This window comes from Agathobaculum sp. LCP25S3_E8, from assembly GCF_052117165.1.
Classification (GTDB): domain Bacteria; phylum Bacillota; class Clostridia; order Oscillospirales; family Butyricicoccaceae; genus Agathobaculum.
The window spans coordinates 1-25485 of record NZ_JBQKJR010000047.1 but is presented as its reverse complement, the minus strand read 5'-3'; the positions used below and the strand labels follow the sequence as shown (position 1 = coordinate 25485).

The following is a 25485-nucleotide window of genomic DNA, read 5'->3' as shown; positions in this document are numbered from 1 at the left end:
TTCTTGAATTCTGGTGTGTAGCGTTTGTTTGGTATTCCTTTTGGCATAATAAAGCACCCCACTTGTTATCCAGTATATCATACTGTCTAACAAATGGGGTGCAGTTCAGAACCGTCCGGCTTTTTCTTTTTCTTACAGTATGTAGACCTGCGTGGTCTCGTACACTTCGTATACCTTTTTCAGTGATGCCATTTCCGTACCCGCAAGGCGGCTGCATGCGCGCGCAGTTGCCACCGCATAGCGCGCCATCTCGTCAAACTTGAGCTTATTGTTCATCGAGTTTGCAATTGCGCCCACCATTGCGTCACCCGTACCGACCGAACCCTCATCGTAAATCTTGGGATTGGTGTTGACATAAAGCGCCTCGGACTCGTCCTTGGAAACCAGCACCGCGCCCTCCTGGCTCATCGAAACGCACACCGCGCGCGCACCCATGTCGAGCATTTTGCGCGCGGAAACCACGACCACCTCGGGGTCGGCGGAGGGCTTGTCACCCACGGCCTCTGCCAGCTCAAAAATATTCGGCTTGACAAAGTCCGGCTCACATTTCAGCGCTTCGAGCAACAGATCGCCCTGCGCGTCGATAATCAGCTTGCAGCCGCGCTTTTTGATGAGCTTGCACAGCTTGCGATAATTCTTCAGCGGGAAATCCGGCGGTGTGGAACCGGCCAAAACGAAAATGTTGCCCTCATGCAGGTACATTTCCATGCGGTCGAGCAGACGAAGGAAATCCGTGTCCTCAATTTTGCTGCCCGGTTCGTTCACCTCGGTGTGCCCGCCCTGCGCATCAATAATCTGCGTATTCACACGCATCTGGCCCGAAATGTCGACAAAATCATGGTGAATATCCCCTGAAGTGAGCATATCCTTGAGGATACGGCCGTTCGTGCCTCCGCAAAAACCCAGCGCAACACTGTTGCCGCCAAGGGCCTTGATCGCACGGGATACATTGATGCCCTTGCCGCCCGGCTCCAGATGGCTGGATACCGCACGATTGAGCTTGCCGACCACCAGCGGATGCTCGATTCGCTGGGTACGGTCCAGCGCAGCATTGAGCGTTATCGTGATAATCATGGGGCGCCCCTCCTGTTATTTATTTTACTCTTGCTTTTTATTTTACCGAATCGCGCGCGTAATGTAAATGCTTTTTGTAAAGATTCATGGAAAAGCTCTGTGCACGCTGCCTCAGAACCCCTGGTGTACCAATTCCTGCACAAGCCGCACATAAAATCCGCGTACATCAAAGCCTCCGTCCACCCCTTGCGCATCCACCAGCTGCTGATGGCTGACGCCTTCGAGCGTGCCGCGGTAGCGGCCCCAGCGCGCAGACTGCGGTGTTACCAGTCCGTCGCTGTCGCCATGTGCAGGGTAAAACAGGCCATGCGTCAGCCGCATCGCGGCATCCGTGTTGTTTTTGCCCAGCCGCGCGCCCCAGCTTTGATAATAAACGCAGTTCGCATCCGGATGGGTGCGGTTAAATTCCTCCAGATAGGCAGGCGTGAGCTGCTCACCCGCACGCAGCGCGTCCGGATTTTGGTCTCCGCCGCGCCGCCACCATGCGTCGTTCCCGCGCGCCCAGACCGCAACGCCCGGCCGTGCATACAGCAGCAGCTCGGCCACACGCGAACCGCGGTTGGGGGTGGACAGCATCGTTAGCGATGCAACATGTTTCCCGTATCCCATCGCAGAAATCAGATGCCGGGCTTCCAGCCCGCCCTTGGAGTGGGCGATGATGTTGACGCGCTCACAGCCGTATAAACGCAGCATTTTGCGCACCGTTTCGGCCAGCTGCGCCGCGCCGGTTTCAATGCTGCCCCAAGCGTCCTGCCCGCCGAAGCAGACCTCCGCACCATGTGCGCGCAGCACATCGGGCACGCGGCCCCACGGCACATACAACCCGCCGCGCTCAGTGACGCCCAATCCGTGCGCCAACAGGATGGGATATCGGGTTTTGCAATCCTGTTTTCGGCTCATTTGTGATATTTCCCGCCTGCGGCAATGTTCAGCGCGCGGTACAGCTGCTCAAGCACCATCACGCGCGCAAGGTGATGTGGGAAGGTCATGGGCGACATGGACAGCCGCAGCGCGGCCCGCGCCTTAATTTTGTCGGACAGGCCGCACGACCCGCCAATCACCAGACAAAGCCTGCTTGTACCGCTCACGGTCAGGCGGCCGAGATAGTCTGCCAGCTGCTCGGACGACAGCTCCTTGCCCTCCACACACAGCGCAATCACCGATGCGCCCTGCGGGATTTTGTCCGCAATGAGCGCCGCCTCCTTGTCCAGCGCCTGCCGGGTCTCGCCCTCCGAGGGCGCCTGCGGCAAGCGCTGCTCAGGCAGCTCTATAATCTCCAATTTACAATATGCACCGAGGCGCTTGACATATTCGCGCACAGCGTCCGCCCAGAACTTTTCTCCGAGCTTGCCCACACAAATCAGCCGGACAGAGAGCATACCGCTTCCTCCCCAAATACAACCGGTGTTTCCATGCGTTCGCGCGGCGCAACCTGCACCGCGCAGTCCGGCAGACCGTGCAGCGCGCTTACGGTCTGTTGCAGTGCAAGGGCCGGCATGTTGTTCTTTTCGCTCAGATGCGCCAGCACCAGGTTGCGCGTGCCGTGCCGCACCAAATCGGCCGCGAACACCGCGCAGTCCGGATTGGACAGATGGCCCGCCGGTCCGGCCACACGCATTTTAAGGGGATATGGATACGGTCCCGCCTGCAGCATATGCGGGTCATGGTTGCTCTCGAGCACAACCGTCTCGCAGCCACGCAGCAATTCCGCCGCTTCGCGCGGCACAAAGCCCAAATCGGTGGCAAAACCGAAGCGATGGCTGCCGTGTTCGAGTATGTAGCCGACGCTCTCCGCCGCATCGTGCGGCGTGGCAAAGGTAGCAATATCCACATTGCGGACCCAAAAGCCCTCTCCGCTGTCAAATTCGTTTAAGCGGTCGGCGCAGGATGGTTCTTTTGCTGCCAGCGCCTCAGCCGTGCCGCGCGAGGCGAATACCGGCGCGCGCGCTTTTTTCAAAAACATGGGCAGTCCCTTGACATGGTCGATATGCTCATGTGTGAGCAGCACGGCGGAAATGTCCGTGAGCTCAAGGCCCAGCCCCGACAGTGCCGTGGTTATCTTGCGCAGAGACACGCCCAAATCAATCAGAATCGCCGTCCCATCCGCCACGTACAAGCCGCAGTTACCCGATGATCCGCTTGCAATACTGAAATAATACCGCTCCGCCAATGCTGAAACTCCTTTGCTCTTCAAAACAGCGGAGAGGTTGCCCCCTCCGCTGTTTGTATTCCTTTTTACGCGCGCTCCGCTGCACCCATGGAATCCGGGATTTCGGATCGATACATATCCGCACCCAACGCCACGAATTTCTCCACCAGCGTCTCGTAGCCGCGCTCAATATTCTGCACCTGCTCGACCTCAGTCACGCCCTTGGCCGCAAGGCCCGCAATGACCATGGCCGCGCCCGCGCGCAGGTCATGCGCGCGCACCGGTGCGCCCTTAAATTCTTCTACGCCCTCAATGACCGCAATCTTGCCGTCAACATGGATGTTCGCACCCATGCGCGCCAGCTCCTCGGTATAACGGTAGCGGCTGTCCCAAACGCCCTCAGTGACGATGCTTGTGCCTTCGGCAAGGCACAGCGCAGTGGTCATCTGCGGCTGCATATCAGTCGGGAAGCCCGGATAAGGCATGGTCTTGATGTTGGTCTTGGTCAGGCGACCCTCGCGGCGCACCAGCACCGCGTCATCAAACTCAGTGACCTCGACGTTCATCTCCTTGAGCTTTGCCGTGATGCATTCGAGGTGCTTCGGAATAACGTTCTTAACCAGCACCGATCCGCCGCAGGCTGCAACTGCCGCCATAAACGTACCGGCCTCGATCTGGTCGGGGATGATGGAATAGGTGCCGCCGTGCAGACGCTCGACGCCGCGAATTTTGATGACGTCCGTACCCGCGCCCTTGACGTTCGCGCCCATCGCATTAAGGAAATTCGCCAAGTCGACGATATGCGGTTCCTTAGCGCAGTTTTCCATGACGGTCTGGCCCTTGGCCAGCACCGCTGCGAGCATAATGTTCATGGTCGCGCCGACCGACACGACATCGAAATAGATATGTGCGCCGTGCAGCCCCTCTTCAGGCGCCTCGGCGCGGATGTATCCGCCCTTGGGCAGCGTCACACGGGCGCCCAGCGCTTCAAAGCCCTTGATATGCTGGTCAATCGGGCGCACGCCGCCGAAGTTGCAGCCGCCCGGCATAGCGACTTCAGCGTAGCCGTATTTCCCCAGCAGCACGCCGAGCAAATAATAGGAAGCGCGCAGCTTGCGCTCCAGCTCATGCGGCTTCAGGCTGGGATGCTGTGTATTCTGGATTTCCACCGTTGTTGCGTTGAGCAACCGGATCTGCGCGCCCAATTCGCGCATAATCTCCAGCTGCAGCGTCACATCAATAATCTTGGGCACATTCTCAATGCGAACCGGGCCGTCCGCCAGCAGCGCTGCCGGGACGATCGCAACCGCCGCATTCTTTGCGCCGGAGATCGTGACCTCTCCATTGAGCGTTTTACCGCCGTTGATTACATATTTGGTCAAACCTACCTACTCCTCACTGTTGCAATACGCGTAACCGCCGCGTGAACTGTCTTGCTACTGTATTCTATGACCGGGCGCACACATGCGTGCGCCCGCAAATTTTCTCACCAATCTATTGTACCACAATTTTTGATAAAGGAAAGTTTTTTTTCAATTTTCCTGGTCTACAATCGTTTTTTTGGCACAATCCACCAAATATTCACCCGAATCCGTCGAAATCTTCCAAGTCGGTGTAAGCTGCACGCGGCGATTGCTGTCCATCTCCATACGATAGCCGGCCGTCATCGCGTCAATCCTCCCAACCTCCTGCGCGCGCGCGGCAAATTCCAGCAAAGCATCCGCTGCATTGCAGGATACGCCGCTGCCTCGCACGGTGGTATACGGTGTGCCAAAGCTCCACAAACCGGTTAAGACAACGCTGCCGTCCTCCTCAAACTGCAGCATCAACTGACGGTTGTGCACCGGCTGGCCCGCGACCGTACCGGTCAGCGTGACTGTCAAACCGTCTGCGTGCAGCGATTCGTCCTCCGCCTGCAAGCCCCAGTCGGAAAGCAGCCGCCGCGCCAGACGCAGTGCCGCAGAATCATCCTCAGGCGTGTCCACACCGGTCATGCATTCCGCCTGCACCGTACCATCCGCGCGCCACTCGACCTTGCCGCTGTCGCTTTGGAATCGCACTGTGCCGTCCTCCTGCTCGGTACGCTCGACCTCCTCGCCCAGCATCGCCTGCGCCACCGCCTCCTCATCCGTGCGGCTTCGGTCAATCGACAGTATCGGCAGCACCTTATCTTTGGGCAGCCGGAAGTTCTCATCCAGCTGCCTGCCATATTCCTGCGTCAGCGTACGCAGATCGGCCTCCAATTCTTCGCTTCTCTGATAATTCTGCCATATCTTTGCACCAAAATTGCCCACAAGGAACAGGTTGACCACCAGCAGAATGACGATCAGCACATTTTTAACTTTATCCCACTGCAAGTGGTCTCACCTCCCGTCAATCTGCGCTTTTCAGATAGAAACGTGCAGGAACATACGTCCCATTCTCTTGTGCGCGGTACGCGACCATCAGATCGCTCGCCTCTCCCATCGCGCCCGCAGCCGCCTGCCTTGCAGGCAGGACGATGCGGCTTGTATCCTGCGCAGCAAAACGCTGCAGGCGAACCGTCGCGGAAACCAGTGCGCCGCCCTCAAACGCAAAGGTGGCGAAATCATTCTCACCCAGCACCGGTACACCGCCGTACATCTGCAGAAAGACCAGTATCGTCTGTCCGTTTTCCTGTCCGACCGCATACAGAGACGCATGCGTATTCGTCTCACCCACGCGCAGCGCCGCATCCAGAATCAGCCTGGCGCAGTCCATCTGTGCGTCAAGCGCGGACTGGCCGCTGACCTCGCCCTCCTCATACGCGCGCACTGCTGTATTTTCCGCAGAAGCCGCGTATTGCAGCAAGCCTTCAGCGCTCACGCGCAGCGTGCTGACATTATCTACGAACACACGCACCCGGTCGTTTTGCTCAGCATAAAAATCCGCATATGCCGTAAATCCGAATGCCTGCAGCAATTCCTCTAATCCAGTGCCGTTCTGCGTAGAAAACAGGTCGATTTGCTCGTTGTTCAGCAGTGGAAGGGACAGGACTTCGCCGTCAAACAGCAGCGTTTCCGGATACACCGCATATGCCTCACCCGAAAATTTACAGGGCAGGCCGCGGAAGGCATCCTGCGCGCTTTCCAGCACGTTTTTGTCCGTTTTTGCCGCAGCCGCATACAGCGCGCCGTCCGAAGTGCGCACGAACAGACGCTCCGCGCCCGCCGCATAGACCAGCGTCTCCACATACGTCTCGCTGCCGTCCTTCCATGTGCCGCCCATCCAGCCTGCAACCGCGCCCAGCGGAATCGCGCCATGATAGCGCAATTCCGCACAGTCGCCTGCGCGCAGCGCTGCGTTCAGCTCGTCCGCTCCGGCAGAAACCAGCTCATCACCCGTCAGCACCTGCGCCCACAGGTCGCGCACAGCGGCGACTGCCGCATCGATATCCGTCACGTTATACTGCACGCCGTACAGCTGCCCGTCCACCGTCAGCGCAAGCTGCACCGGTTCGGCTGCGGCTACGCCCGACGAGCGCAGCTCATAGCCTACCGCGCCGCCGAACAGATGGTCGTGCGCGCGCCGCATGAGGCTGTCCGCCGGCATCTGAGCGACATTCAGCCCGGTCAGCCAATTGGCGGCGCACAGCGTCAGAAGCAGCACCACCAGCACAATCAGCGACACATTTTTCGCCGTATTTTTGACCGAACGCTGCGCGCCCCTCATACCGGCCCCTCCTCCCTGTTCGGGGTCAGGTTGGTCGGGAGGGTGATGGTCACGGTCGTGCCCTTGCCATACTCGCTGGCCAGCGCGATTTTGCCTTCATGCTGCTCGACAATCTCCTTGGCTATCGCCAAACCGAGACCCGTGCCGCCGGCCGCGCGGCTGCGTGCCTTGTCCACACGATAAAAGCGCTCAAACAGACGCGGCACATCAGCCGCCGGAATGCCCACGCCGTCATCTTCAACCGTAATACGCACACGGTTTTCCGCCGGCACACAGGCCGACAGCCGGATATGCCCGCCCGACGGCGTATATTTAACCGCGTTGGACAGGATATTGACAACTACCTGCTCGATACGCTCGCGGTCGCCCACGATGGACGGCAGCGTATCCGGTGCGTCCACAATCATCTCATGACCGTTGTTCTGTGCGGTCAGCTTCATGGCGTTGGCTACCTTTTTGAGCAGCTCGGACAGCGAAAAGCGCGTCATGCGCAGCTCCATCCGGCCATAGTCCAGCTTGGACAGCGTCAAAAGGTCGGTCACGATGCGCGCCATGCGCTCGGACTCACTCGAAATAACGCCAAGAAACTGTTTTTCCGTGTCAATCGGAATATCGCCCGCGGCGTCCAGCAGGGTTTCGGTATAGGAGCGGATATTGGTCAGCGGTGTGCGCAGCTCATGCGACACATTGGCGACAAATTCGCGCCGCGCATCGTCCAAACGGCGCTGCTCGGTAATGTCGTGAATGACCGCGATAACGCCGCCCTCCCCGTCGAGCGCACCGTACGGCGCGAGCGTGACCGACAGTACACGGTCGCGCCGCGTGATTTCGCTGGTCAAAAAGCTGCGCATGACCGTCTCATCCGAATTGGGCATATCCAGATCGGCAAACATCTCGTCAAAGGTCAGATGATCTTCCATGCGCACGCCCAGCAGATTTTCGGTTGCCGGGTTCATGTGGATGAGCCGCCCCTCGGTCGTAAAGGCGGCAACGCCGTCCGTCATATGCAAGAACAGCGTGTTGAGCTTGTCGCGCTCGCCCTGCACCTCGCCCACCGTGCTTTTGAGCCGACGCGCCATGTAGTTGAACGACCGCGTCAGCTCACCGATTTCATCGGACGACTGCACGCCCAAATCCTGATCAAAATTGCCCTCCGCAACCGACCGCGCGCCCTCGGTGATGCGTTCAATTGGGTTGGTGATGGTTTTACTGAGCAAAAAGGACAGCAGAATCGCCGCAAGCAGGCCGAACATCATCGCCTGCATGACAATCTGAAAAAAGCGCCATGACAGGTCGGAAATTTCGCTTTTATCATCCGTGATGTACACGATATAGTCCACGCCGCCGTTCCCGTCCTTGTCGATGGGTACGGCAATATCCATCATGCTGTCGGACACGGACGAGCGGGCACCAAGCTCGCCAGCCATCGCGGCAACGATGTTGCTCGTCCGGGTCAGCGTGATGTTCGGGTTGGAGCCTTCCAGATACCGGCCCTCGGCATCCAGAATATAGTAGTTGCGGTAATCGTCGATTCCCAGTGCGCTTTCCCGCGCCTCAATGACGGTCTGCAAACCGGGCGCGCCCTGCTCTGCCGCCGCATCCTTGAGGGAATCCATCGTGCTCGACTGGTTGAACACGTTCTGCATTTGCTCATAGAAGCTATCCAGATAAAACGTGTTGACGCTGTTGATGAGGAATGTACCCACCACTGCCATGACCGATATGATCATCAGCACCAGAATCAGCACCAGCTTCATGTGTAAGGAACGAAACAAACAAACACCTCCGGCATGCGGAGCGCAGCCGCGCCGTTTTTCTCTGTATTCCGCGCGCAATGCACGGATTCATTGGTCATTCGCCGCTGAAATAATAGCCCATGCCGCGCTTGGTCATGATATAGCGCGGACTGGCAGGCTGATCCTCGACCTTTTCGCGCAGGCGGCGAATCGCCACATCGACTGCGCGCAGGTCGCCGTAATAGTCGTATCCCCAGACCTGCTCCATCAGCTCCTCGCGCGAGAACACGCGGCCGGGAGCCGCGGACAGAAAGCACAGAATGTCAAACTCACGCGCGGACAGCTCGAGCGCCCGCCCGTTTTTATACACCATGCCGTTGTCGCGTGAAATGCGCAGGCCTCCGCCTGATGGTACGGCGGGCTTTTCCCGCTCCTCTCCGGACAGTGTGCGCCGCATGTTCGCCTTGACACGCGCCATCAGCTCACGCATGGAAAACGGCTTGGTGATATAGTCGTCTGCGCCCAGCTCCAGACCGAGCACCTTGTCGGTCTCCTCCTCGCGGGCAGTCAGCATGATGATCGGGGTATCCTGCTTTTCACGGATATGCCCAAGCACTTCAAAACCGTCCATCGAGGGCAGCATCACGTCCAGCAAAATCAAATCGGGCGTCTGCTCCAGCGCGGCACGCAAACCGTCTGCGCCGTCATAGGCAACCAGCGTGTCATATCCCTCACGTTGAAGGTTAAACACCAGAATGTCTGCGATTGCCTTTTCATCCTCAACGACCAGAATTTTTTTCTTCTCCATAATGGCCTCCTTCCCAAAAGAGGAACGGGTGCTGTTTCCGGTTAATACAGCCCCTTGAGCTTGGCACGGTACAGCGCAACCACTGTCTTGGCATCACGAATCTCGTCACGTTCAACCATGGCCTCCACCTCGGCCAGCGGCAGCCGCACCAGTTCGACAAATTCATCCTCATCCGGCTGCATTTCGCCGTCAGTGAGATCGAGCGCGGCAAACAGATGCACAACCTCGGTCAGAAAACCGGGGGACGGATAGACGCAGCCGAGCGGCACCATGCGTGCCGCCGTACAGCCGGTCTCCTCCTTCAGCTCGCGCGCACCGCAGTCGGCAATGCTCTCCCCTTCGCCGTGATCCAGTTTGCCCGCCGGGATTTCGAGCATTTCTGTATCATACGGATAGCGGAACTGCCGCACCAGAAGCACATTGCCGTTTCGGTCGATAGGCAGCACGCCCACGCCGCCGACGTGTTCGCACACCTCGCGCAGCGCAGTCTTGCCGTTGGGGAGCAGCGCCTCATCCAGCCGCGCCTTCATGATTTTCCCTTCAAAAAAATACCGATGCGAAAGCTGTTTTTCCCGCATATTCATTGTATTATCCCTCTTTTCTACGGCGTGCCAAAGCAGCGCAGCACATAGGCAGTCTCAGGCGGCACCGAGATGTGCACGCCATGACTGTCCGCATCCTCAAACCCCTCTCCGGTCATCATATCTACCGCATAAACCGCCTGCACACAGGTGCGGATATGATGATGGCCGCGATTGATGACTACCATCAGGCGGGAGGTTTCACTCACGCGCTCATATTGCAGCAGCGCGCCGTGGCAGCGCACGAAATGGAGTTCTCCATCCGCCAGCGTATGACTGTCCGCGCGCAGCGCGCACAGGCGGCGGTAGAACGCGAGCAGCTCGCGGTCCTCCTGCCCCCACGGATAGGTGCGGCGGTTGAACGGGTCCTCAAACCCCTGCCGTCCGGCCTCGTCGCCGTAATAGATGGTGGGGGAACCCGGCATCGTAAACTGAATGACCGCCGCCAGACGCAGCTTGCGCAGCGCGATGGCCAGCCGGTCGGGCGGCAGCTCATACTGCGCGCGTCCGTCGCGGTCCATCTTCCATTCCTCATCGGTCACGCCCAGCAGCGTCAGCGCGCGCGCCGTATCATGCGTGCCAATGACGTTCATCAGGTTATAAAACACATCGCGCGGATAATTTTCGCGGATGCATTCCATGGTTTCTGCGAAATGTTCGGCTGTGCCGCCGTTTAGGAATGACAAAATCGCGTCGCGCAGCGGATAATTCATCACGCTGTCCAGCTCGCCGCCTTGAAAATACTTGCGGCGCTCGGAATAGGCGATTTTATTGGAAGCATCCTCCCAAACCTCACCGATGACCAGCGCATCCGGTTTTTCCCGCTTGGCCGCGGCGTTGAGTTTCTGGATGAAGGCGTCAGGCAGCTCGTCAGCTACGTCCAGCCGCCAGCCGGACGCGCCCAGCCGCAGCCAGCGGCGCACAACGCTGTCCTCACTCTCGATGATATAGTCGAGATAGCTTTCGTCCATCTCGCGCACCTGCGGCAGGGTATAGATGCCCCACCAAGAGCCGTATTTGTCCGGCCACTCCTGAAAATCGTACCAGCGGTAATAGGGCGAGTCCTTGGACTGGTGCGCACCGACGCTGTTATACCGTCCGCGTGCGTTAAAATAGCGGCTGTCATATCCGGTGTGGTTGAACACCCCGTCCAGCACCACGCGCATGCCGCGCGCGGCAGCTTGCTCACACAGCCTGCGGAAATCCTCCTCGCTGCCAAACAGCGGGTCGATGCGCTTATAGTCGCCCGTGTCATAACGATGGTTGGAATACGCCTGAAACATCGGGTTGAAATAGATGGTGGTCACATGCAGGCTTTCCAAATAGTCCAGCTTGCTGATGACCCCGCGCAGCGTACCTCCAAAGAAGTCATTATTGAGAATCTCGCCGTTCTCATTCGGCCGATAAACCGGGATATCGTCCCAGTTTTCGTGCAGCACACGCGGTGCAATTCCTTCCCCTTCCGGCTGGACGGGCATTTTGTCCCGGCAGAAGCGATCGGGAAAAATATTGTAGGTGATGCCCCGTCCGAACCAGCGCGGCGGCTGGTAGTCGGGGTCGTATACGGTCAGCTGATATTTGTCACCCAGCGTATCGATAATCTCCGCGCGCCCCGCATAGCCGCGCGCGCAGTAACGCGGGCCGTCCGCAGTATCCATGGTGAAATAGTACCAGTACAGACCCGGATGCGGCGGTGTAAAGCTGGTGGTATAGTGGTCGCGCGCGCCGACAAGGCCATACCATCGCATGGGGAATGCCTCCGGTTCCTTACCGTCCTCCTCCACCCACAGGGTAATATGCTCGGTGCCGTGTTCGCGCTTGGGATAGGTAGAAAACTCAACCGTCTGTCCGGCGGGCACCGCGCCATACGGCGCTTTGCAGGCCAGACTGCGGGAGTGAAACACACAATCGGGAATGGTATTCAAATAATTTCCCCCAAACATAAAAACTCTTTATATAGTATAGCACGAACTGTCCGCAAGGTAAACAAAAAACGGTTTTTCCGAACCGTTTCCTTGGTTATGCGGTCATGCCGCACCACGGGCATTTACACCTCCCCTTTCATATTATGATAGCAGCCGCCGGCGCGCCGTTTTCCTTTTTGTGGTCAAAAAGCGGCACTGCATGTGGTGTCTACGAGAGGCCGCTTCCTCACCGGCAGCGGCCCGCGTTGAGGAAAGGAGGTTTTCGTTCATGAATCTGCGTGTCCGCCTCAAAAACCCAGTGTTCTGGACGCAGCTTTTGATGAGCATTTGCGCCACGGTGCTGGCTTATGCCGGTCTGACCGCCGCGGATATAACCAGTTGGGGCGCGTTGCTGGATGTTGCCCGGCAGGCGCTGGCCAATCCATACTGCGTGTTCCTGGTCGCGTCCAACATCTGGAGTGCGCTTAACGACCCGACCACCAGCGGCCTGACTGATTCCGACCGCGTCAGGCAGTACGAAAAACCGCTGGAAAAGTAGAAAAACCGACCGAAAAGGTTAAAAGAGGGGCACGACCGCATGGCCGCGCCCCTCTTTTGTTATGCTTTTTTCGCTTGCTTTTTATACTGCGCAATGGTGCGTGCGATATAGGGCTGCACTTCACCGAGCGGAATGCCCAGCGCCACCGCCAGCTCCCCGTGCAGCAAATCCTCCGCACGCTTGCGATAGCGTTGGTCTACCTGACTGACCCTGCGCCCATTGCGGCGGGATTTCGCGTAAACCGCCTTAATCAGCTGCACCAGCTCCCGACAGTCGTGGCTCTGCAGCACCTCCTGATAATGCTCGCTGGACATGCGCATGCTGTGCGAAGTGAATCCGTCCGCCTCGATAGTCGGAATGGTCTGAATCAATTTCTCCGCCTGTGCACGCGAAATGACCGGCCGCGTAAACACCGATGAATCAACCGGGACATAAATGATTTCCGTTCCGGAAACGGGCATGAGTGTATAATATGGCTTATCCTCCTCCGTATCAAAGGGCGGTTTACCGACCGCCTCCACCCGGCAGACGCCGCTGGTTCCGTAAACGATAAATTCCCCCGTCTGATACATGGTACTCCTCCTTACTGTGCCGAAACGCGACGGCAGGCAGCGTTTCCACGCTGCCGCCGATTGTTCTCTGATAAGATAATTATAGCACATTTTACAGCAAAATGTAAGGATAATTTTTATTTTTCCGCATACCAGTCCAGATTTTCCGCAATTTCATGCGGCAGATAAAAGCACAGATGATCTTTTATCTGACCATTGTACAGCAGCTCCGCGCGGTGCAGCGTTCCCTCATATTGGAAGCCGCATTTTTCCAGCACACGACGCGAGGCGGGGTTGTCCGGATAGCAGGTTGCGCTGATGAGATCCATCCCCATCTGCCCAAAGCCGAAGCGCACCGCTTCACGCACGGCTTCGGTCATGTATCCCTGCCCCCAGTAGTCCACCCCCAGCGCATAGCCGAGTGAGCGCGCCGAACCATATTGCCGCGTCGAGTCGGTAATCAGTCCGATAGAACCCATCAGTCGGCGATCTTCTCGACGCTCAATCGCCCAGACACTCGACTGGTTCAGAAAAACCAGATGCAGGATATCGCTCGACTCGAGCAGACTCTCATGCGGCTTCCATCCTGCATTCCGACCAACCGCTTCATCTTTGGAATAGGCATACAGCGCCTCTACGTCGTCCTCTTGGAAGGGGCGCAGCGTCAATCGTTCGGTCGTCAGCGTCATATATTCTCTCCTTTTCGTCGGCATAAAGAATAAAAGGCGCAAAGCATTCGCTCCCCCCTCACAGGGGTAACAAGTGATTCCTGGGATACCCCGGCAGGTCATCGTGTTTACGATGCCTGCCGGGGCTTCTCTGTGTCCTGGGTTTGCTGGGGTTCCGGCGCTTCCAGTGCTTCTTCCACATCCTGCTGACCACTGCCGACATAGCCAATGCCGTTGTAGTAAATCTCCACGGTCTGAGGCGCGTGCTTAGACCACTTCACCTCTTTCTCGTGGACCACGATCCTCTCAATGAACAGCCGCAGCAGCTCCGGCGTCAGCTCCGTGATATCCGTATACCGCTTCGCCTTGTCGAGGAAGCTGTCCGTCTCGTTCACGGTTTCCCGCAGGCGCTGGATCTCATTCTCTTTCTGTGGAATACCGACAGTGATGAGGTTCTGTTCTTCCGTGTAGCTGCCGGAGAGCATCTGAAACTGCTCTGTTGTGATGCGGTCCAGCACACTGTCCTCATACAGCTTTTTGAAGATCGCGTCCAGTTCCGCTTTCCGCTTCCGCATGGCTGCCAGTTCTTTCTCCTGCCTGCGAATCTCCCGCTGAAGCTCGGCGGACTGCTTGCTGCCAATGTAGGCGGCGAACTTTTCCGGATGTTCCCGCGCCGCGCTCGTCACCCGGCGCAGGTCCTCCAGTACGATCTCGTCCAGAACACACTCCCGGATGTAGTGGCCCGTGCAGGCTTCCCCGTCCTTCTTGTAGGTGCGGCAGGTAAAGTGATTGTAGCTGGCGGACATGGTATGCGCCCGGTGCAGCACCATGTTGGAGCCGCAGTCGGCACAGAACACAAGACCGGAGTACTTGTTCTGTTCTTCCATCTTGGTCAGACGGCGCTTGTTCTTCCGCACTCTCTGTACGATATCCCAGACCTCCCGCGTAATGAGGGCGGGATGGGTGTTCTCAAAGACCATGCATTCCTCTCTTGGATGCTCGACCCTCCGTTTGTCCTTGTAGGACTTCGTACTGTGCTTCATGTTGATGGTATTGCCCAGATAAATTTCGTTTTCCAGCAGGTTGGCAATGGCGCTGTCAGACCAGTTATACGGATGTGCTGTATCCAGACAGGTGTGCGTGATGCCGTACTTGGTGTAGGCGTACATGGTAGGCGTCAGGATCTGCTCTTTCTTGAGAATGCGGGCAATTTGGCTGGGGCCACTGCCGCTGGCGCACATGGCAAAGATCCTGCGGACGATGGTTGCCGCCTCATCATCCACTATCAACTTCTTCGTGTCCGGGTCCTTTCGGTAGCCGTAAGGTGCTCTGGTCCCCAGCCGTTCGCCCCGTTCCGCTTTGGCCTTCAGCACCGCACGGATCTTCCGGCTGGTGTCCCGAATAAACCACTCGTTGAACAGCGGTTGTTCGGGAAGGGTAAAGACAAACAAGCAGAAACCCAGTATTCATGCGGGTTTGCGGCGGGATGGCTCCCCAAAAGCTGAATTCAGATAAGACAGGCAGCAACACAATCGCATATTGTTTCTCCGGGAGAATGTTGATTTACGTCACATTCTCCCTTTTTTTATTTCAGAAACGAGGTGATTGTTATGAACACGCAAATCATCGCCATCGCCAACCAGAAAGGCGGCGTTGGCAAGACAACGACCTGTGCGAACTTGGGCGTCGGGCTGGCACAGACCGGGAAGAAAGTGCTGCTGATCGACGGGGACCCGCAAGGCAGCCTGACCATCAGCCTGGGCCACCCCCAGCCGGACAAGCTGCCCTTTACCCTGTCCGACGCAATGGGCCGTATCCTGATGGACGAATCGCTGCGCCCCGGCGAGGGTATCCTGCACCACCCGGAGGGCGTTGACCTGATGCCTGCTGACATCCAGCTCTCCGGCATGGAGGTCTCCCTGGTAAACGCCATGAGCCGTGAGACCATCCTGCGGCAATATCTGGACACGCTCAAGGGACAGTATTCCCATATCCTGATTGACTGCCAGCCCTCCCTGGGTATGCTCACGGTCAATGCCCTGGCCGCCGCCAACAGGATCATAATTCCCGTCCAGGCAGAGTATCTGCCCGCCAAGGGCCTGGAACAGCTGCTCCAGACGGTCAATAAGGTGAAGCGGCAAATCAATCCCAAACTCCAAATCGACGGCATATTGCTGACGATGGTGGACAACCGCACCAACTTTGCCAAGGAGATCGCCGCCCTGCTGCGGGAGACCTACGGCAGCAAAATCAAGGTGTTTGGCACCGAAATTCCCCATTCTGTCCGGGCAAAGGAAATCAGCGCCGAGGGCAAAAGCATTTTTGCCCATGACCCCGGCGGCAAGGTGGCCGAAGGCTACAAAAATCTGACCCAGGAGGTGTTGAGACTTGAAAAGCAGCGCGAAAAAAGTAGAGCTGGCCTCGGTAGATGATCTGTTCTCTACCGAAGAAAGCCGTGCCGATGCCCAGCGGGAAAAGGTGCTGGAAATTCCGCTGTCCGAGCTGCACCCATTTAAGGACCACCCCTTCAAAGTCAAGGATGATGAAGCCATGATGGAGACCGCCGACAGTGTGCGGCAGTACGGTGTGCTGGTTCCGGCGATTGCCCGCCCGGACCCGGAGGGCGGCTATGAGCTGGTAGCCGGTCACAGGCGGCACCGTGCCAGTGAGCTTGCCGGGAAAGAGACCATGCCGGTTATTGTCCGGGATTTGGATGATGACGCTGCCACCATCATCATGGTGGACAGCAATTTGCAGCGGGAAAGCCTGCTCCCCAGCGAGAGGGCCTTTGCTTACAAGATGAAGCTGGAGGCCATGAAACGGCAGGCCGGGAGACCTTCTAAAAATTCCGCCCAAGTTGGGCGGAATTTCGATGGAAAGGAATCCAGAGAAATTCTGGCCGAACAGGTTGGTCAAAGCCGCAACCAGATTTCCCGTTACATCCGTCTGACGGAGCTGATTCCCAAACTGCTGGATATGGTGGATGAAAAGAAAATCGCCTTCAATCCGGCCTATGAACTGTCCTTCCTCAAAAAAGAGGAACAGGTACAGCTCTTGGACGCGATGGACAGCGAACAGGCCACCCCCTCTCTCTCCCAGGCACAGCGGCTCAAGAAATTCAGTCAGGAGGGGCATTTGTCCCTTGATGTGATGCGGGCCATTATGGGTGAGGAAAAGAAAAGCGATTTGGACAAAGTGACTTTTACCTCCGACACCCTACGGAAGTATTTTCCCAAGAGCTATACGCCCCAGCGGATGCAGGAGACCATTATCAAGCTGCTGGAGGCGTGGCAGAAGAAGCGCCAGAGAGACCAGGAACGCTGAAAGGAGACGCCTATGAGGGATATTTCAGCCCGTGAGCTGAAAGGACATAACATTCTTGCCGTGGAGCGTTTTCAGGATAACACTCGCTGGATGATTGAGTTTTCCGTCCTGAATCCCTGCTCGTATGGCAGTTCCGGCGATGAAATGCGGTTGTTTCTCACGGAGGACGGCTATCAGGCCGCCCTCCTGAGCCAGCAGCGCCGGGAAATCAAAATCAAGCGGTATGCCCGTGTGATTGAGGGCCATGTCCTCGACTTCAAGCCGGGCAAGCGCCGCCATCATGCCAAGAGCAACCACTACTAAGAAAGGAAAGGATGAATATGTGTACGATTCAGGGTATCAAGGACGCCATCCGGGAGAACTACCAGTCCCAGTATGACATGGAATCCGCTGACATTGACCGGCTTTTGCAGTCTCTGCCGTTTTATCAGGACGAGGACCCGTTTGACCGGCTGCCGCCGCCCAAGCGTCTCACCCGCTTTCATAAGGATAGCTGAACGCCACAGTCTTTTTCACGAAAGATTGTGGCTTATTTTATGTCAAAAATCAGAGAGGAGTGAAGTCAATGGCGGTCTTTCGGATTGAAAGAACCCGTGATTATACTGTGATGAGCAATCACCACCTGCGAAATGAAAAATTGTCCCTGAAAGCCAAGGGGCTGCTTTCCATGATGTTGTCCCTGCCGGATGACTGGAACTATACCACCCGTGGCCTTGCGAAAATCTGCAAGGAGGGCGTGGATGCCATCGGCGGGGCGCTGCGGGAGCTGGAACGTGCCGGTTACATCGTGCGTCACCAGATGCGTGACCGGCAGGGCCGGATCAGCGACACCGAGTATGTCATCTACGAGCAGCCACAGCCGAAAAACCCGGATACGCCCCAGCCGGATACGGCTGCACCAGATACGGAAAACCCGTATCTGGATAAACCGGATACGGAAAAGCCCGCGGAATTAAATATAGAGAAATCAAATACCCAAAAATCAATTACTCATGGATCAAGTACCGATTCTATTCCCTTCCGGGAGGCAGCGGCGGGAGACCCGCCGGAACGGAAAGGAAGGGATGCGATGCCGATGGCAGAGGTAGAGAGCTATCGGGAATTGATTTTGGAGAACGTTGAGTACGACCACCTGTGCCGGGAGTTTGAGAACTACCGGGAGGACCTGGACGAGATCGTAGAGCTGATGGTGGAAACCGTCTGTGCCAAGCGCAAAACCACCCGGATTGCTGGGGCAGATTTCCCCCATGAGGTGGTGCGCTCCCGGTTTTTGAAGCTGGACAGCTCACACATCGAGTTTGTCATGGATTGTTTGCAGAAAAACACCACCCAGGTCCGCAACATGAAGCAGTATTTGCTGACGGTGCTGTTCAATGCGCCCACCACCATGAGCAATCACTACACGTCACAAGTCAATCACGATATGAACGCAGGCGGCTGGTAAGGCCGCTTTTTTTATTCCAAGGCCCTATAACGACTTTTACAGGAGGTTACGACATGAGCCAGATGGAAATTTTCAAAAACCCGGAGTTTGGCAACATCCGCGTCATCGAGGAGAACGGCAAGTATCTGTTCTGCGGTTTGGATGTTACAGCTGCACTCGGCTACAAAGATTCCGCCAAAGCATTGAAAACGCACTGCACATCCGATGGGTGGGCGTTTTACCCACTCATCGACAATGTGGGCAGAACCCAGCAAACCCGGTTTATCTCGGAGGGAAATCTGTACCGCCTGATTGCTCACAGCAAGCTGCCCTCTGCGGAACGGTTTGAACGCTGGGTATTCGATGAGGTGCTGCCCACCATCCGAAAGCATGGGGTCTACATCACCAGGGAAAAGCTGTGGGAGATGGCGACTTCCCCGGAGGCCATGATGAAGCTCTGTTCCGACCTGCTGGCCGAGCGCGAGAAAAATGCGGCGCTGCGGGAGGAAAATGCCATGTTGGAGGGCAAGGCCGCCTTTTACGACCTGTTCATCGACCTCAAGCACAGCACCAACCTCCGTACCACCGCCAAGGAGCTGGTTGTGCCGGAGCGTCGCTTTGTCCGGTTTCTGCTGAAACAGCGGTTTGTATACCGCACGGCATCCGGGAATGTACTGCCCTACGCAAAGCCCTCCAACGACGGCCTGTTTTGCGTCAAAGACTACTGCAACCACGGGCATATCGGCTCCTACACGCTGGTGACGCCCCAGGGAAAACTGTATTTTGCTGAACTGCGGGACAGTATCCTGCTGATGATCTGATGACCAACTATCTTCTGCGGCGGTTGATGGTCCCGCCTTAGTTTTAAGTGCCACCCCTGCTAAATTCCACGGAAGGAGGCGAGAAAAATGCAGGAAGAAGTGGAAAACAGGACTTTGACGCTGGTTGTCAATGGCTCCAAGTTCACCGGGCGGCTGCTGAAAGCCGCCATCACCAAGTACCTTGCTCACCGCAAGGAAAAGAAGCTGCAAAAGCAGAGAAGCCGGGATGCTCCCGTGATTCCCCACGGCAAGCAGACGGTAAAGCAGCTGGTCGGCCAGAATCAGGGCGTTTCCAACATCGAGATCACAGACCCCTCCATCAAGGAGTTTGAGAAGATCGCCCGGAAATACGGCGTGGACTATGCGGTGAAGAAGGACCGCAGCAGCTCCCCGCCCAAGTACCTAATCTTCTTCAAGGGCCGGGACGCCGATGCCCTGACCGCCGCCTTTACCGAGTACACCGGCAAAAAGGTCAAAAAAGCAGAAAAAACAGAGCGCCCGTCCGTGCTGGCAAAGCTGAACCAGTTCAAAGAACTGGTCAAAAACGCCGTGGTGGACCGTACCAAGCGAAAGGAGCTGGAGCGATGAAAAAACAGCTGGACATCAAAAAGCTCGTTTTGCTGAACCTGCCCTATATCCTGATGGGGTTGTTCGCCACCAACTTCGGAGAAGCGTGGCGGACAGCCGTGGGTGCGGACACTTCGGCCAAAATGCTCTCGTTTTTCTCCATGCTGCCGGTGGCGCTGGCCAGCTGGTGGCCCAGCCTGCACCCGTTGGACCTGCTGGTGGGCCTGTGCTGCGGCGCTGGCCTGCGGCTGGCGGTTTATATGAAAAGCAAAAATGCCAAGAAATTTCGCAAAAATATAGAATATGGTTCCGCCCGTTGGGGGACCCATGAGGACATCGCGCCCTACATCGACCCGGTATTCCAGAACAATGTGATTCTGACCAAAACCGAGAGCCTGACCATGAACAGCCGCCCCAAGGACCCCAAGACCGCCAGAAACAAAAATGTGTTGGTGATCGGCGGCTCCGGCTCCGGTAAGACCCGGTTCTGGCTGAAACCGAACCTGATGCAGATGCACAGCTCCTATGTGGTCACAGACCCGAACGGCTAAACTATAAGAGGATAGAAAAAGGTAGCGTTTTACAAAACGCAGATTACATACAGAAGGGAGGTTAAAACCGTGGCAAAGAAAGAAGAAATCAAAATAACTGCTCTGTATGAGCGTCTGTCGAGAGACGATGAACAGGCCGGAGAATCGAATTCCATCCAGAATCAGAAAAAATATCTCGAAGAATATGCCCGACAGAAAGGGCTGAGAAATATCCGGCACTTTTATGACGACGGCTATTCTGGTACGAATTTTAACCGTCCCGGTTTTGCCGCCCTGCTTGAAGAAATTGAAGCCGGACGAGTTGAGACACTTGTGGTTAAAGACCTCAGTCGCTTCGGGCGTAATTATTTGCAAGTTGGCTATTACACGGAAATCCTCTTTCCGAAAAAGGGCGTTCGTTTCATAGCCATCAACAACAATGTGGATAGTGCTACTCCGCAGGACAATGACTTCACTCCGTTTTTGAATATTATGAACGAATGGCTGGTGAGAGATACGAGCAAGAAAATCAAAGCAGTAAAACGCTCAAAAGGTATGAGTGGCAAGCCTATCACAAGCAAGCCTGTGTATGGCTACCTCATGGACGAGGACGAAAATTTCATTATTGACGAGGAAGCTGCACCCGTAGTCAAGCAGATATACAACCTCTGCCTTGCCGGGAACGGTCCGACCAAGATAGCCCGTATGCTCACAGAGCAGCAAATCCCCACGCCGGGAACGCTGGAATACCGCAGGACGGGCAGCACCCGCCGCTACCACCCCGGCTATGAGTGCAAGTGGGCGACCAATACCGTTGTGCATATCCTTGAAAACCGGGAATACACGGGCTGTCTGGTAAACTTCAAGACAGAAAAACTTTCTTACAAAGTCAAGCACAGTGTAGAAAATTCCCCGGAAAAGCAAGTGATTTTCGAGAACCACCACGAGCCTATCATAGACACGCAAACATGGGAACGGGTGCAGGAGCTTCGCAAGCAGCGCAAACGCCCCAACCGCTATGATGAAGTGGGCTTGTTCTCCGGCATACTGTTCTGTGCGGACTGCGGCAGCGTCATGTATCAGCAGCGATACCAGACAGACAAGCGCAAGCAGGACTGTTATATCTGCGGCAACTACAAGAAACGCACCCATGACTGTACGGCGCACTTTATCCGCACCGACCTCTTGACCGCTGGTGTACTCTCCAATCTGCGGAAAGTGACAAGCTATGCGGCAAAGCATGAAGCCCGGTTTATGAAGCTCTTGATTGAGCAGAACGAGGACGGGGGCAAGCGCAGGAACGCCGCCAAGAAAAAGGAACTGGAAGCCGCCGAGAAACGCATAGCCGAGTTATCCGCTATCTTCAAGCGGCTGTATGAGGACAGCGTGACCGGGCGCATATCAGACGAGCGTTTCACAGAGCTGTCGGCAGACTATGAAGCAGAGCAACGGGAACTGAAAGAAAGAGCCGCCGCTATCCAAGCGGAGCTTTCCAAAGCACAGGAAGCCACCGTGAACGCAGAAAAGTTTATGAATGTTGTTCGGCGGCATACCAGCTTTGAAGAACTTACCCCTACTCTGCTGCGGGAGTTTGTAGAGAAAATCGTTGTGCATGAGTGCAGCTATGACGAGAACAAGACCCGCAGGCAGGACATTGAGATTTATTACAGCTTTGTCGGCAAGATTGACTTGCCCGAATAACCGCCCGACCTATCCGACACAATGGCCAAGTGTCGGATAGGAACGGCAAAATTTTTTGCACTTCTATTGCTTCTTTATCACACATAAGCAAAGTCCCAGGGTATGAAACAGTTCATGGCTAATTAAAGGGAACAAAAAGAAAGGAAAAGCACAATCCAGACGGTATTAGCGGCAGGCTACAAGAATAAATTGTGATTACACAAGATTGGTGTTATAATAAGAGAAAAGTTCCTGCCGGGGCAGCCGCCCCGGTGGTATGGATAGAAAGGCAGGAAAAATATGCACATCAGCTATAAACCACTCTGGCACACACTGTTAGAGCGTGATATGAGGAAAGAGGATTTAAGGCTTGCCGCTGGTATGACAACGAATATGATTGCCAATATGAGCAAAGAGGGAAAGCACATCAGCATGGACACATTAGCCCGTATTTGTGAAACGCTGAATTGTGAGATTACCGATGTGATTGAGTTAGTACCAGACGAGCCTGCTTCCACAGGAGGTAAGGAACATGAGCGAATTGAAACCAAGAATAATGGGAAACGGAATTGATTATATCCTTGTTGGGGATTACTACATCCCGGACTTGAAATTGCCGGAGGAACACCGCCCCATCGGAAAGTACGGACGGATGCACCGGGAATATTTAAGAGAAGTCCACCCAGCCAGATTGAACACATTGATACTGACTGGAGAATTGTGGACATATCTTGCAGACCTGAACGAACAGGCACAGGAACGGTTAGACATCATCATGGAGCAGATGAAAGCTGCCGAGGGTGTGACTGAGGAATTAAAGCGTACCTGTCAAATGGAATGGGTGCAGCGTTGCAATAACATTCACAACCGGGCAGAAGAAATTGTTTTGCATGAGATGATTTATTCATAACGATATGGTAGAATAATTATGATAAATCGAAATTTGGGGAGGAAAATTATCATGAATGATTTGAAGGTATCAGATATCATGTGTAAATGGTATATATGGGCTGTAGTTGGATATGTTATTGGAAAAATTTTAAGTGACACATTAGGGGGACTTATTGGTTTGGTAATTGGGGGTCTTATAGGCTGTTACATACAAAAAAATCATAGTAAAAAAGATGATTGATATGAAAAATTGACTTTTCCAACTTTTTATGATATACTATACTAAATTTTCAAAAAAAATATATATGTTAACTATATAGTAAATTTATCAGATATATTATATTTGGATAGTATTGATATAATCGTATATCTATATTCTTAAAAAATTGGAGGGGTTTATATGAGGAAATTTTTTGACAATTATGGATACAAATTGCTGGTTATCATAACTGTAGCGTTGGTATTTGTAGGTTTTCGTGACTTTTTTAGTCAGTTTGCGGAGAAGGATAAATCCGTAGCGCTGTTTCCAGCGTTTTTGACTGCTTCGAGTCTGGTACTATTGTATGCTGTGCCGACTGCATTCTTTGTACGCCATTTGGTTAACAGATTAAATGTTTCACGTAAGGTTGTTTTGCTAAGCTTTATACTAGGATTTACAATACCGCTGTATCTAGGTGGTGAGGGGAACGCTCTAATTTCACAGGTTTTATTTTCGACAAGTGTTCCAAGAGCTGTGATTGATAGTTGGGGAGCTGCTTTAACAGCACCATTTACAGAAGAGATTGCAAAAGGTTTAGTTGTACTTTTAGTATATTTACTATGCAGAGGAATTTCATTAAAGGAAGCATTTGTGTCAGGCATGATTTCTGGATTCGGTTTTCAGGTTTTGGAGGATTGGGCGTATATTTCTCAAGCTACTTTTGGAGAAACAAACAGTGGATTTTCAATAGCTTTCGAGAGAGTGTCAAATGCTCTTGGCAGTCATATGGCTTTTGGAATAGTATTCGGTGTTGGACTTATAGCCGTTATTAAAAATGTGCCTGCAGTACCAAGGCTTAAAGCACTTTGCTTAATTTTGGCACCGGTTATCCTGCATTTTATATGGAATTCTCCACTTGAAGGAGATTGGGTGAATCCTTTGTTTGGAAGTATTAACTTAAATCTTGCTTATTATGTATTCACCATTGTGAATCGCTTGGATGACAATGACAATATACTAGCGACGAGAGAATTTGATAAAGCTGCAGAATTAAATTGACATTGTGTTCAAAAAATATAAAAATTGTTTAATAATAAGCTAATTAAAAGATATAATTAATAAAAATATGTTTAATAAAAAAGCTAAAATAGGAGGGGGTTTCCCTCCTATTTTTTAGATAACTTCCAGCTTGTCTTTCAGAAATTCTAACTGAATAATCACAGCACGAACCGCTGCTACATGGAAGCTAACAAACCATGCAACAGCGGTTTTTCTTTACCGTTTTTTCCTCTGGCTGATAGGCGTTCCCATTTTCTTTGACTTTTTGAGAATACGAATGAGCCAGCGAAATTCTTCGTCTGACAGATTTTCATAGTTGATACCGAGCTGCTTGCAGTAAAGTACAACGAGCTTTTCATCCCGGCTGCCCTTGAAATTTTCGACCGCTTCCAGATTTTCTTTCAGTTCATCAGCAACGGTAGTTTGGGGCGCACTCTCACTGTCCTTTTTGTGGGCTTCCCGAATATCCCGGATAATCAGGTTGAGGTCATCCAGAACCATGTGACTGAAATACTCATCATCACTGATATGGGTAGCTTGCAGCACCTTCAAATGCGGGTCGTCTTCGCCAGGGCGATACCGTTCAATGATTTCATGCCGGACAGTATCGACAATGGCGTTGAGGTTTTGAATCTGCATGGTGGCAATCCCATCCACATAAATCTCAATGTCCGCAAGAAACTTGATAAAGTCCTTATGGGTGGCAAGTTCGCAGAGCAGAGGGTCAATCCCAAATTCCGTGTAAACACCATTTAAGGTGCGAATAGAGCAAAATTTATTCAGGGCGGTAGCCGGGGAAATCCGGCTGCCGCCGTTTCGCCTTTTCAACAACATAACGCCGGTGGTGGCGGATGTCAAGGGTGGCGGAGCCGTTCAGCTTGTCACTGACATCCGGCCCCGGCGGTGTTACTCGGGCATACGCTCGGCAAAATAGATGGCCATCTGAGCGTGGATCAGGCTCCAGTCCTGCCGCCGCCCAGTCCACTTTTTTGTAATGTCCATCATGGCCAGATACAGCATTTTCAGCAGGCTGTCATCGGTGGGAAAGACGGACTTGGCCTTGGTCACCTTGCGCAGCTGGCGGTTGAAACCCTCGATGGCATTGGTGGTGTAGATCAGTCTGCGAACCTCCTGGGGATACTTGAAATAGGTGCTGAGATTATGGTCAAGCGCGTCAAGGCAGTCAAGCCAGAGCTTGAACGCTATGGGGGATTGGTACAGCAGATCAAGGACAAATCCAAGGAACGGAAAGCTCTGCTTGCGGAGAAAAA

27 protein-coding genes and 3 pseudogenes are annotated in these 25485 nt (G+C 54.5%); 14 read left to right on the top strand and 16 right to left on the bottom strand.

The genetic code is table 11. The annotated features are described in order from the left end of the window. Positions 1–132: 132 nt before the first annotated feature. The 11 genes from ACTQ34_RS13665 to ACTQ34_RS13615 all read right to left on the bottom strand — a co-directional run bounded on the left by ACTQ34_RS13665 (position 133) and on the right by ACTQ34_RS13615 (position 11963). A complete protein-coding gene (locus ACTQ34_RS13665; protein WP_441364292.1) occupies positions 133–1074 on the bottom strand; it encodes a 1-phosphofructokinase family hexose kinase in 942 nt (313 codons plus the stop codon). Positions 1075–1185: 111 nt separating this feature from the next. Further along, the gene (locus ACTQ34_RS13660; RefSeq protein ID WP_441364291.1) at positions 1186–1974 is read right to left on the bottom strand and encodes an esterase/lipase family protein; all 789 of its coding nucleotides are present in this window, start codon (positions 1972–1974) and stop codon (positions 1186–1188) included. Next, positions 1971–2453: a 23S rRNA (pseudouridine(1915)-N(3))-methyltransferase RlmH gene (rlmH, locus tag ACTQ34_RS13655; protein ID WP_441364290.1), complete on the bottom strand. Its 483-nt coding sequence runs from the start codon at positions 2451–2453 to the stop codon at positions 1971–1973. The genes ACTQ34_RS13660 and rlmH overlap by 4 nt, the downstream gene beginning before the upstream one ends. Beyond that, a complete protein-coding gene (locus ACTQ34_RS13650; protein WP_441364289.1) occupies positions 2435–3244 on the bottom strand; it encodes an MBL fold metallo-hydrolase in 810 nt (269 codons plus the stop codon). Before ACTQ34_RS13650 ends, rlmH begins: the two co-directional genes overlap by 19 nt. A gap of 65 nt (positions 3245–3309) precedes the next feature. Beyond that, positions 3310–4605, bottom strand: coding sequence for a UDP-N-acetylglucosamine 1-carboxyvinyltransferase (locus tag ACTQ34_RS13645; protein ID WP_373164090.1), 1296 nt, complete (start codon positions 4603–4605; stop codon positions 3310–3312). A 150-nt stretch (positions 4606–4755) separates the two neighbouring features. Further along, the gene (locus tag ACTQ34_RS13640; protein ID WP_441364288.1) at positions 4756–5580 is read right to left on the bottom strand and encodes a hypothetical protein; all 825 of its coding nucleotides are present in this window, start codon (positions 5578–5580) and stop codon (positions 4756–4758) included. Positions 5581–5596: 16 nt separating this feature from the next. Continuing rightward, the gene (locus tag ACTQ34_RS13635) at positions 5597–6913 is read right to left on the bottom strand and encodes a hypothetical protein (RefSeq protein ID WP_441364287.1); all 1317 of its coding nucleotides are present in this window, start codon (positions 6911–6913) and stop codon (positions 5597–5599) included. Continuing rightward, positions 6910–8688, bottom strand: coding sequence for an ATP-binding protein (locus ACTQ34_RS13630; RefSeq protein ID WP_441364286.1), 1779 nt, complete (start codon positions 8686–8688; stop codon positions 6910–6912). Before ACTQ34_RS13630 ends, ACTQ34_RS13635 begins: the two co-directional genes overlap by 4 nt. Before the next feature lie 76 nt (positions 8689–8764). Further along, the gene (locus ACTQ34_RS13625; protein WP_441364285.1) at positions 8765–9457 is read right to left on the bottom strand and encodes a response regulator; all 693 of its coding nucleotides are present in this window, start codon (positions 9455–9457) and stop codon (positions 8765–8767) included. A gap of 41 nt (positions 9458–9498) precedes the next feature. Then, positions 9499–10041: an NUDIX hydrolase gene (locus ACTQ34_RS13620; RefSeq protein ID WP_373164084.1), complete on the bottom strand. Its 543-nt coding sequence runs from the start codon at positions 10039–10041 to the stop codon at positions 9499–9501. Between the two features lie 17 nt (positions 10042–10058). After that, complete coding sequence (locus ACTQ34_RS13615) at positions 10059–11963, bottom strand: glycoside hydrolase family 13 protein (protein ID WP_441364284.1); 1905 nt, start codon at positions 11961–11963, stop codon at positions 10059–10061. Positions 11964–12231: 268 nt separating this feature from the next. Here ACTQ34_RS13615 and ACTQ34_RS13610 point away from each other — a divergent pair, with 268 nt between their 5' ends. Next, entirely contained in the window at positions 12232–12501 is a 270-nt protein-coding gene (locus ACTQ34_RS13610) for a phage holin (RefSeq protein WP_441364283.1), read from the top strand. Positions 12502–12560: 59 nt separating this feature from the next. Here the strand turns inward: ACTQ34_RS13610 and ACTQ34_RS13605 are convergent, their stop codons facing one another. From ACTQ34_RS13605 to ACTQ34_RS13595, 3 genes are all read right to left on the bottom strand, one after another. Further along, positions 12561–13073 carry a CarD family transcriptional regulator gene (locus tag ACTQ34_RS13605; protein ID WP_441364282.1) on the bottom strand — a complete coding sequence of 171 codons (513 nt, stop codon included), beginning with the start codon at positions 13071–13073 and terminating at the stop codon, positions 12561–12563. 116 nt (positions 13074–13189) lie between these two features. Next, positions 13190–13741 carry a GNAT family N-acetyltransferase gene (locus ACTQ34_RS13600; protein ID WP_441364281.1) on the bottom strand — a complete coding sequence of 184 codons (552 nt, stop codon included), beginning with the start codon at positions 13739–13741 and terminating at the stop codon, positions 13190–13192. A 107-nt stretch (positions 13742–13848) separates the two neighbouring features. Continuing rightward, positions 13849–15171: a DUF4368 domain-containing protein gene (locus ACTQ34_RS13595; protein WP_441364280.1), complete on the bottom strand. Its 1323-nt coding sequence runs from the start codon at positions 15169–15171 to the stop codon at positions 13849–13851. A 159-nt stretch (positions 15172–15330) separates the two neighbouring features. Between ACTQ34_RS13595 and ACTQ34_RS13590 the strand changes: the two genes are divergently transcribed. The 13 genes and pseudogenes from ACTQ34_RS13590 (at position 15331) to ACTQ34_RS13530 (ending at position 24214) form a co-directional block, all read left to right on the top strand. After that, complete coding sequence (locus tag ACTQ34_RS13590) at positions 15331–16152, top strand: ParA family protein (RefSeq protein ID WP_441364279.1); 822 nt, start codon at positions 15331–15333, stop codon at positions 16150–16152. After that, the gene (locus ACTQ34_RS13585; RefSeq protein WP_441364278.1) at positions 16109–17044 is read left to right on the top strand and encodes a ParB/RepB/Spo0J family partition protein; all 936 of its coding nucleotides are present in this window, start codon (positions 16109–16111) and stop codon (positions 17042–17044) included. Before ACTQ34_RS13590 ends, ACTQ34_RS13585 begins: the two co-directional genes overlap by 44 nt. Before the next feature lie 12 nt (positions 17045–17056). After that, positions 17057–17347, top strand: coding sequence for a DUF5720 family protein (locus tag ACTQ34_RS13580; RefSeq protein ID WP_087242945.1), 291 nt, complete (start codon positions 17057–17059; stop codon positions 17345–17347). Between the two features lie 17 nt (positions 17348–17364). After that, on the top strand, positions 17365–17541 hold the full coding sequence (locus ACTQ34_RS13575; protein WP_441364277.1) for a hypothetical protein: 177 nt from the start codon (positions 17365–17367) through the stop codon (positions 17539–17541). A gap of 68 nt (positions 17542–17609) precedes the next feature. Further along, complete coding sequence (locus ACTQ34_RS13570; protein ID WP_204862993.1) at positions 17610–18488, top strand: DUF6017 domain-containing protein; 879 nt, start codon at positions 17610–17612, stop codon at positions 18486–18488. A gap of 53 nt (positions 18489–18541) precedes the next feature. Continuing rightward, positions 18542–19288 (top strand): BRO family protein, encoded by a 747-nt coding sequence (locus tag ACTQ34_RS13565; RefSeq protein WP_441364276.1) that lies wholly within the window; start codon positions 18542–18544, stop codon positions 19286–19288. Positions 19289–19375: 87 nt separating this feature from the next. Further along, positions 19376–19876: a PcfB family protein gene (locus tag ACTQ34_RS13560; RefSeq protein WP_087242901.1), complete on the top strand. Its 501-nt coding sequence runs from the start codon at positions 19376–19378 to the stop codon at positions 19874–19876. After that, positions 19873–20403 (top strand): annotated as a pseudogene (locus ACTQ34_RS13555) (type IV secretory system conjugative DNA transfer family protein); the annotation flags it as partial. The gene ACTQ34_RS13560 and the pseudogene ACTQ34_RS13555, both read left to right, overlap by 4 nt. Positions 20404–20475: 72 nt before the next feature. Next, on the top strand, positions 20476–22086 hold the full coding sequence (locus ACTQ34_RS13550) for a recombinase family protein (RefSeq protein ID WP_441364275.1): 1611 nt from the start codon (positions 20476–20478) through the stop codon (positions 22084–22086). Between the two features lie 191 nt (positions 22087–22277). Continuing rightward, positions 22278–22638: pseudogene (locus tag ACTQ34_RS13545) on the top strand (helix-turn-helix domain-containing protein). Continuing rightward, the gene (locus ACTQ34_RS13540) at positions 22598–22975 is read left to right on the top strand and encodes a TnpV protein (RefSeq protein WP_441364274.1); all 378 of its coding nucleotides are present in this window, start codon (positions 22598–22600) and stop codon (positions 22973–22975) included. Before ACTQ34_RS13545 ends, ACTQ34_RS13540 begins: the two are co-directional and overlap by 41 nt. A gap of 51 nt (positions 22976–23026) precedes the next feature. After that, positions 23027–23197, top strand: a complete 171-nt coding sequence (locus ACTQ34_RS13535; RefSeq protein WP_154557410.1) for a hypothetical protein — start codon at positions 23027–23029, stop codon at positions 23195–23197. 159 nt (positions 23198–23356) lie between these two features. After that, on the top strand, positions 23357–24214 hold the full coding sequence (locus ACTQ34_RS13530; protein ID WP_441364273.1) for a PrsW family glutamic-type intramembrane protease: 858 nt from the start codon (positions 23357–23359) through the stop codon (positions 24212–24214). Positions 24215–24430: 216 nt separating this feature from the next. Here the strand turns inward: ACTQ34_RS13530 and ACTQ34_RS13525 are convergent. Together ACTQ34_RS13525 and ACTQ34_RS13520 are read right to left on the bottom strand one after the other, a co-directional pair. After that, positions 24431–24934: pseudogene (locus ACTQ34_RS13525) on the bottom strand (helix-turn-helix domain-containing protein); the annotation flags it as partial. 186 nt (positions 24935–25120) lie between these two features. Next, the coding region (locus ACTQ34_RS13520; RefSeq protein ID WP_441364272.1) for a transposase at positions 25121–25485 on the bottom strand (365 nt) is incomplete at its 5' end.

Bases quoted from the DNA above. Each gene is read 5' to 3' on its own strand.
- ACTQ34_RS13605 (WP_441364282.1), bottom strand. From the start codon at position 13,073: ATGTATCAGACGGGGGAATTTATCGTTTACGGAACCAGCGGCGTCTGC.
- ACTQ34_RS13625 (WP_441364285.1), bottom strand. From the start codon at position 9,457: ATGGAGAAGAAAAAAATTCTGGTCGTTGAGGATGAAAAGGCAATCGCA.
- ACTQ34_RS13560 (WP_087242901.1), top strand. From the start codon at position 19,376: ATGCAGGAAGAAGTGGAAAACAGGACTTTGACGCTGGTTGTCAATGGC.
- ACTQ34_RS13530 (WP_441364273.1), top strand. From the start codon at position 23,357: ATGAGGAAATTTTTTGACAATTATGGATACAAATTGCTGGTTATCATA.
- ACTQ34_RS13570 (WP_204862993.1), top strand. From the start codon at position 17,610: ATGGCGGTCTTTCGGATTGAAAGAACCCGTGATTATACTGTGATGAGC.
- ACTQ34_RS13660 (WP_441364291.1), bottom strand. From the start codon at position 1,974: ATGAGCCGAAAACAGGATTGCAAAACCCGATATCCCATCCTGTTGGCG.
- ACTQ34_RS13600 (WP_441364281.1), bottom strand. From the start codon at position 13,741: ATGACGCTGACGACCGAACGATTGACGCTGCGCCCCTTCCAAGAGGAC.
- ACTQ34_RS13635 (WP_441364287.1), bottom strand. From the start codon at position 6,913: ATGAGGGGCGCGCAGCGTTCGGTCAAAAATACGGCGAAAAATGTGTCG.
- ACTQ34_RS13590 (WP_441364279.1), top strand. From the start codon at position 15,331: ATGAACACGCAAATCATCGCCATCGCCAACCAGAAAGGCGGCGTTGGC.
- rlmH (WP_441364290.1), bottom strand. From the start codon at position 2,453: ATGCTCTCTGTCCGGCTGATTTGTGTGGGCAAGCTCGGAGAAAAGTTC.
- ACTQ34_RS13540 (WP_441364274.1), top strand. From the start codon at position 22,598: ATGAGCGAATTGAAACCAAGAATAATGGGAAACGGAATTGATTATATC.
- ACTQ34_RS13610 (WP_441364283.1), top strand. From the start codon at position 12,232: ATGAATCTGCGTGTCCGCCTCAAAAACCCAGTGTTCTGGACGCAGCTT.
- ACTQ34_RS13665 (WP_441364292.1), bottom strand. From the start codon at position 1,074: ATGATTATCACGATAACGCTCAATGCTGCGCTGGACCGTACCCAGCGA.
- ACTQ34_RS13535 (WP_154557410.1), top strand. From the start codon at position 23,027: ATGAATGATTTGAAGGTATCAGATATCATGTGTAAATGGTATATATGG.
- ACTQ34_RS13565 (WP_441364276.1), top strand. From the start codon at position 18,542: ATGAGCCAGATGGAAATTTTCAAAAACCCGGAGTTTGGCAACATCCGC.
- ACTQ34_RS13580 (WP_087242945.1), top strand. From the start codon at position 17,057: ATGAGGGATATTTCAGCCCGTGAGCTGAAAGGACATAACATTCTTGCC.
- ACTQ34_RS13575 (WP_441364277.1), top strand. From the start codon at position 17,365: ATGTGTACGATTCAGGGTATCAAGGACGCCATCCGGGAGAACTACCAG.
- ACTQ34_RS13620 (WP_373164084.1), bottom strand. From the start codon at position 10,041: ATGAATATGCGGGAAAAACAGCTTTCGCATCGGTATTTTTTTGAAGGG.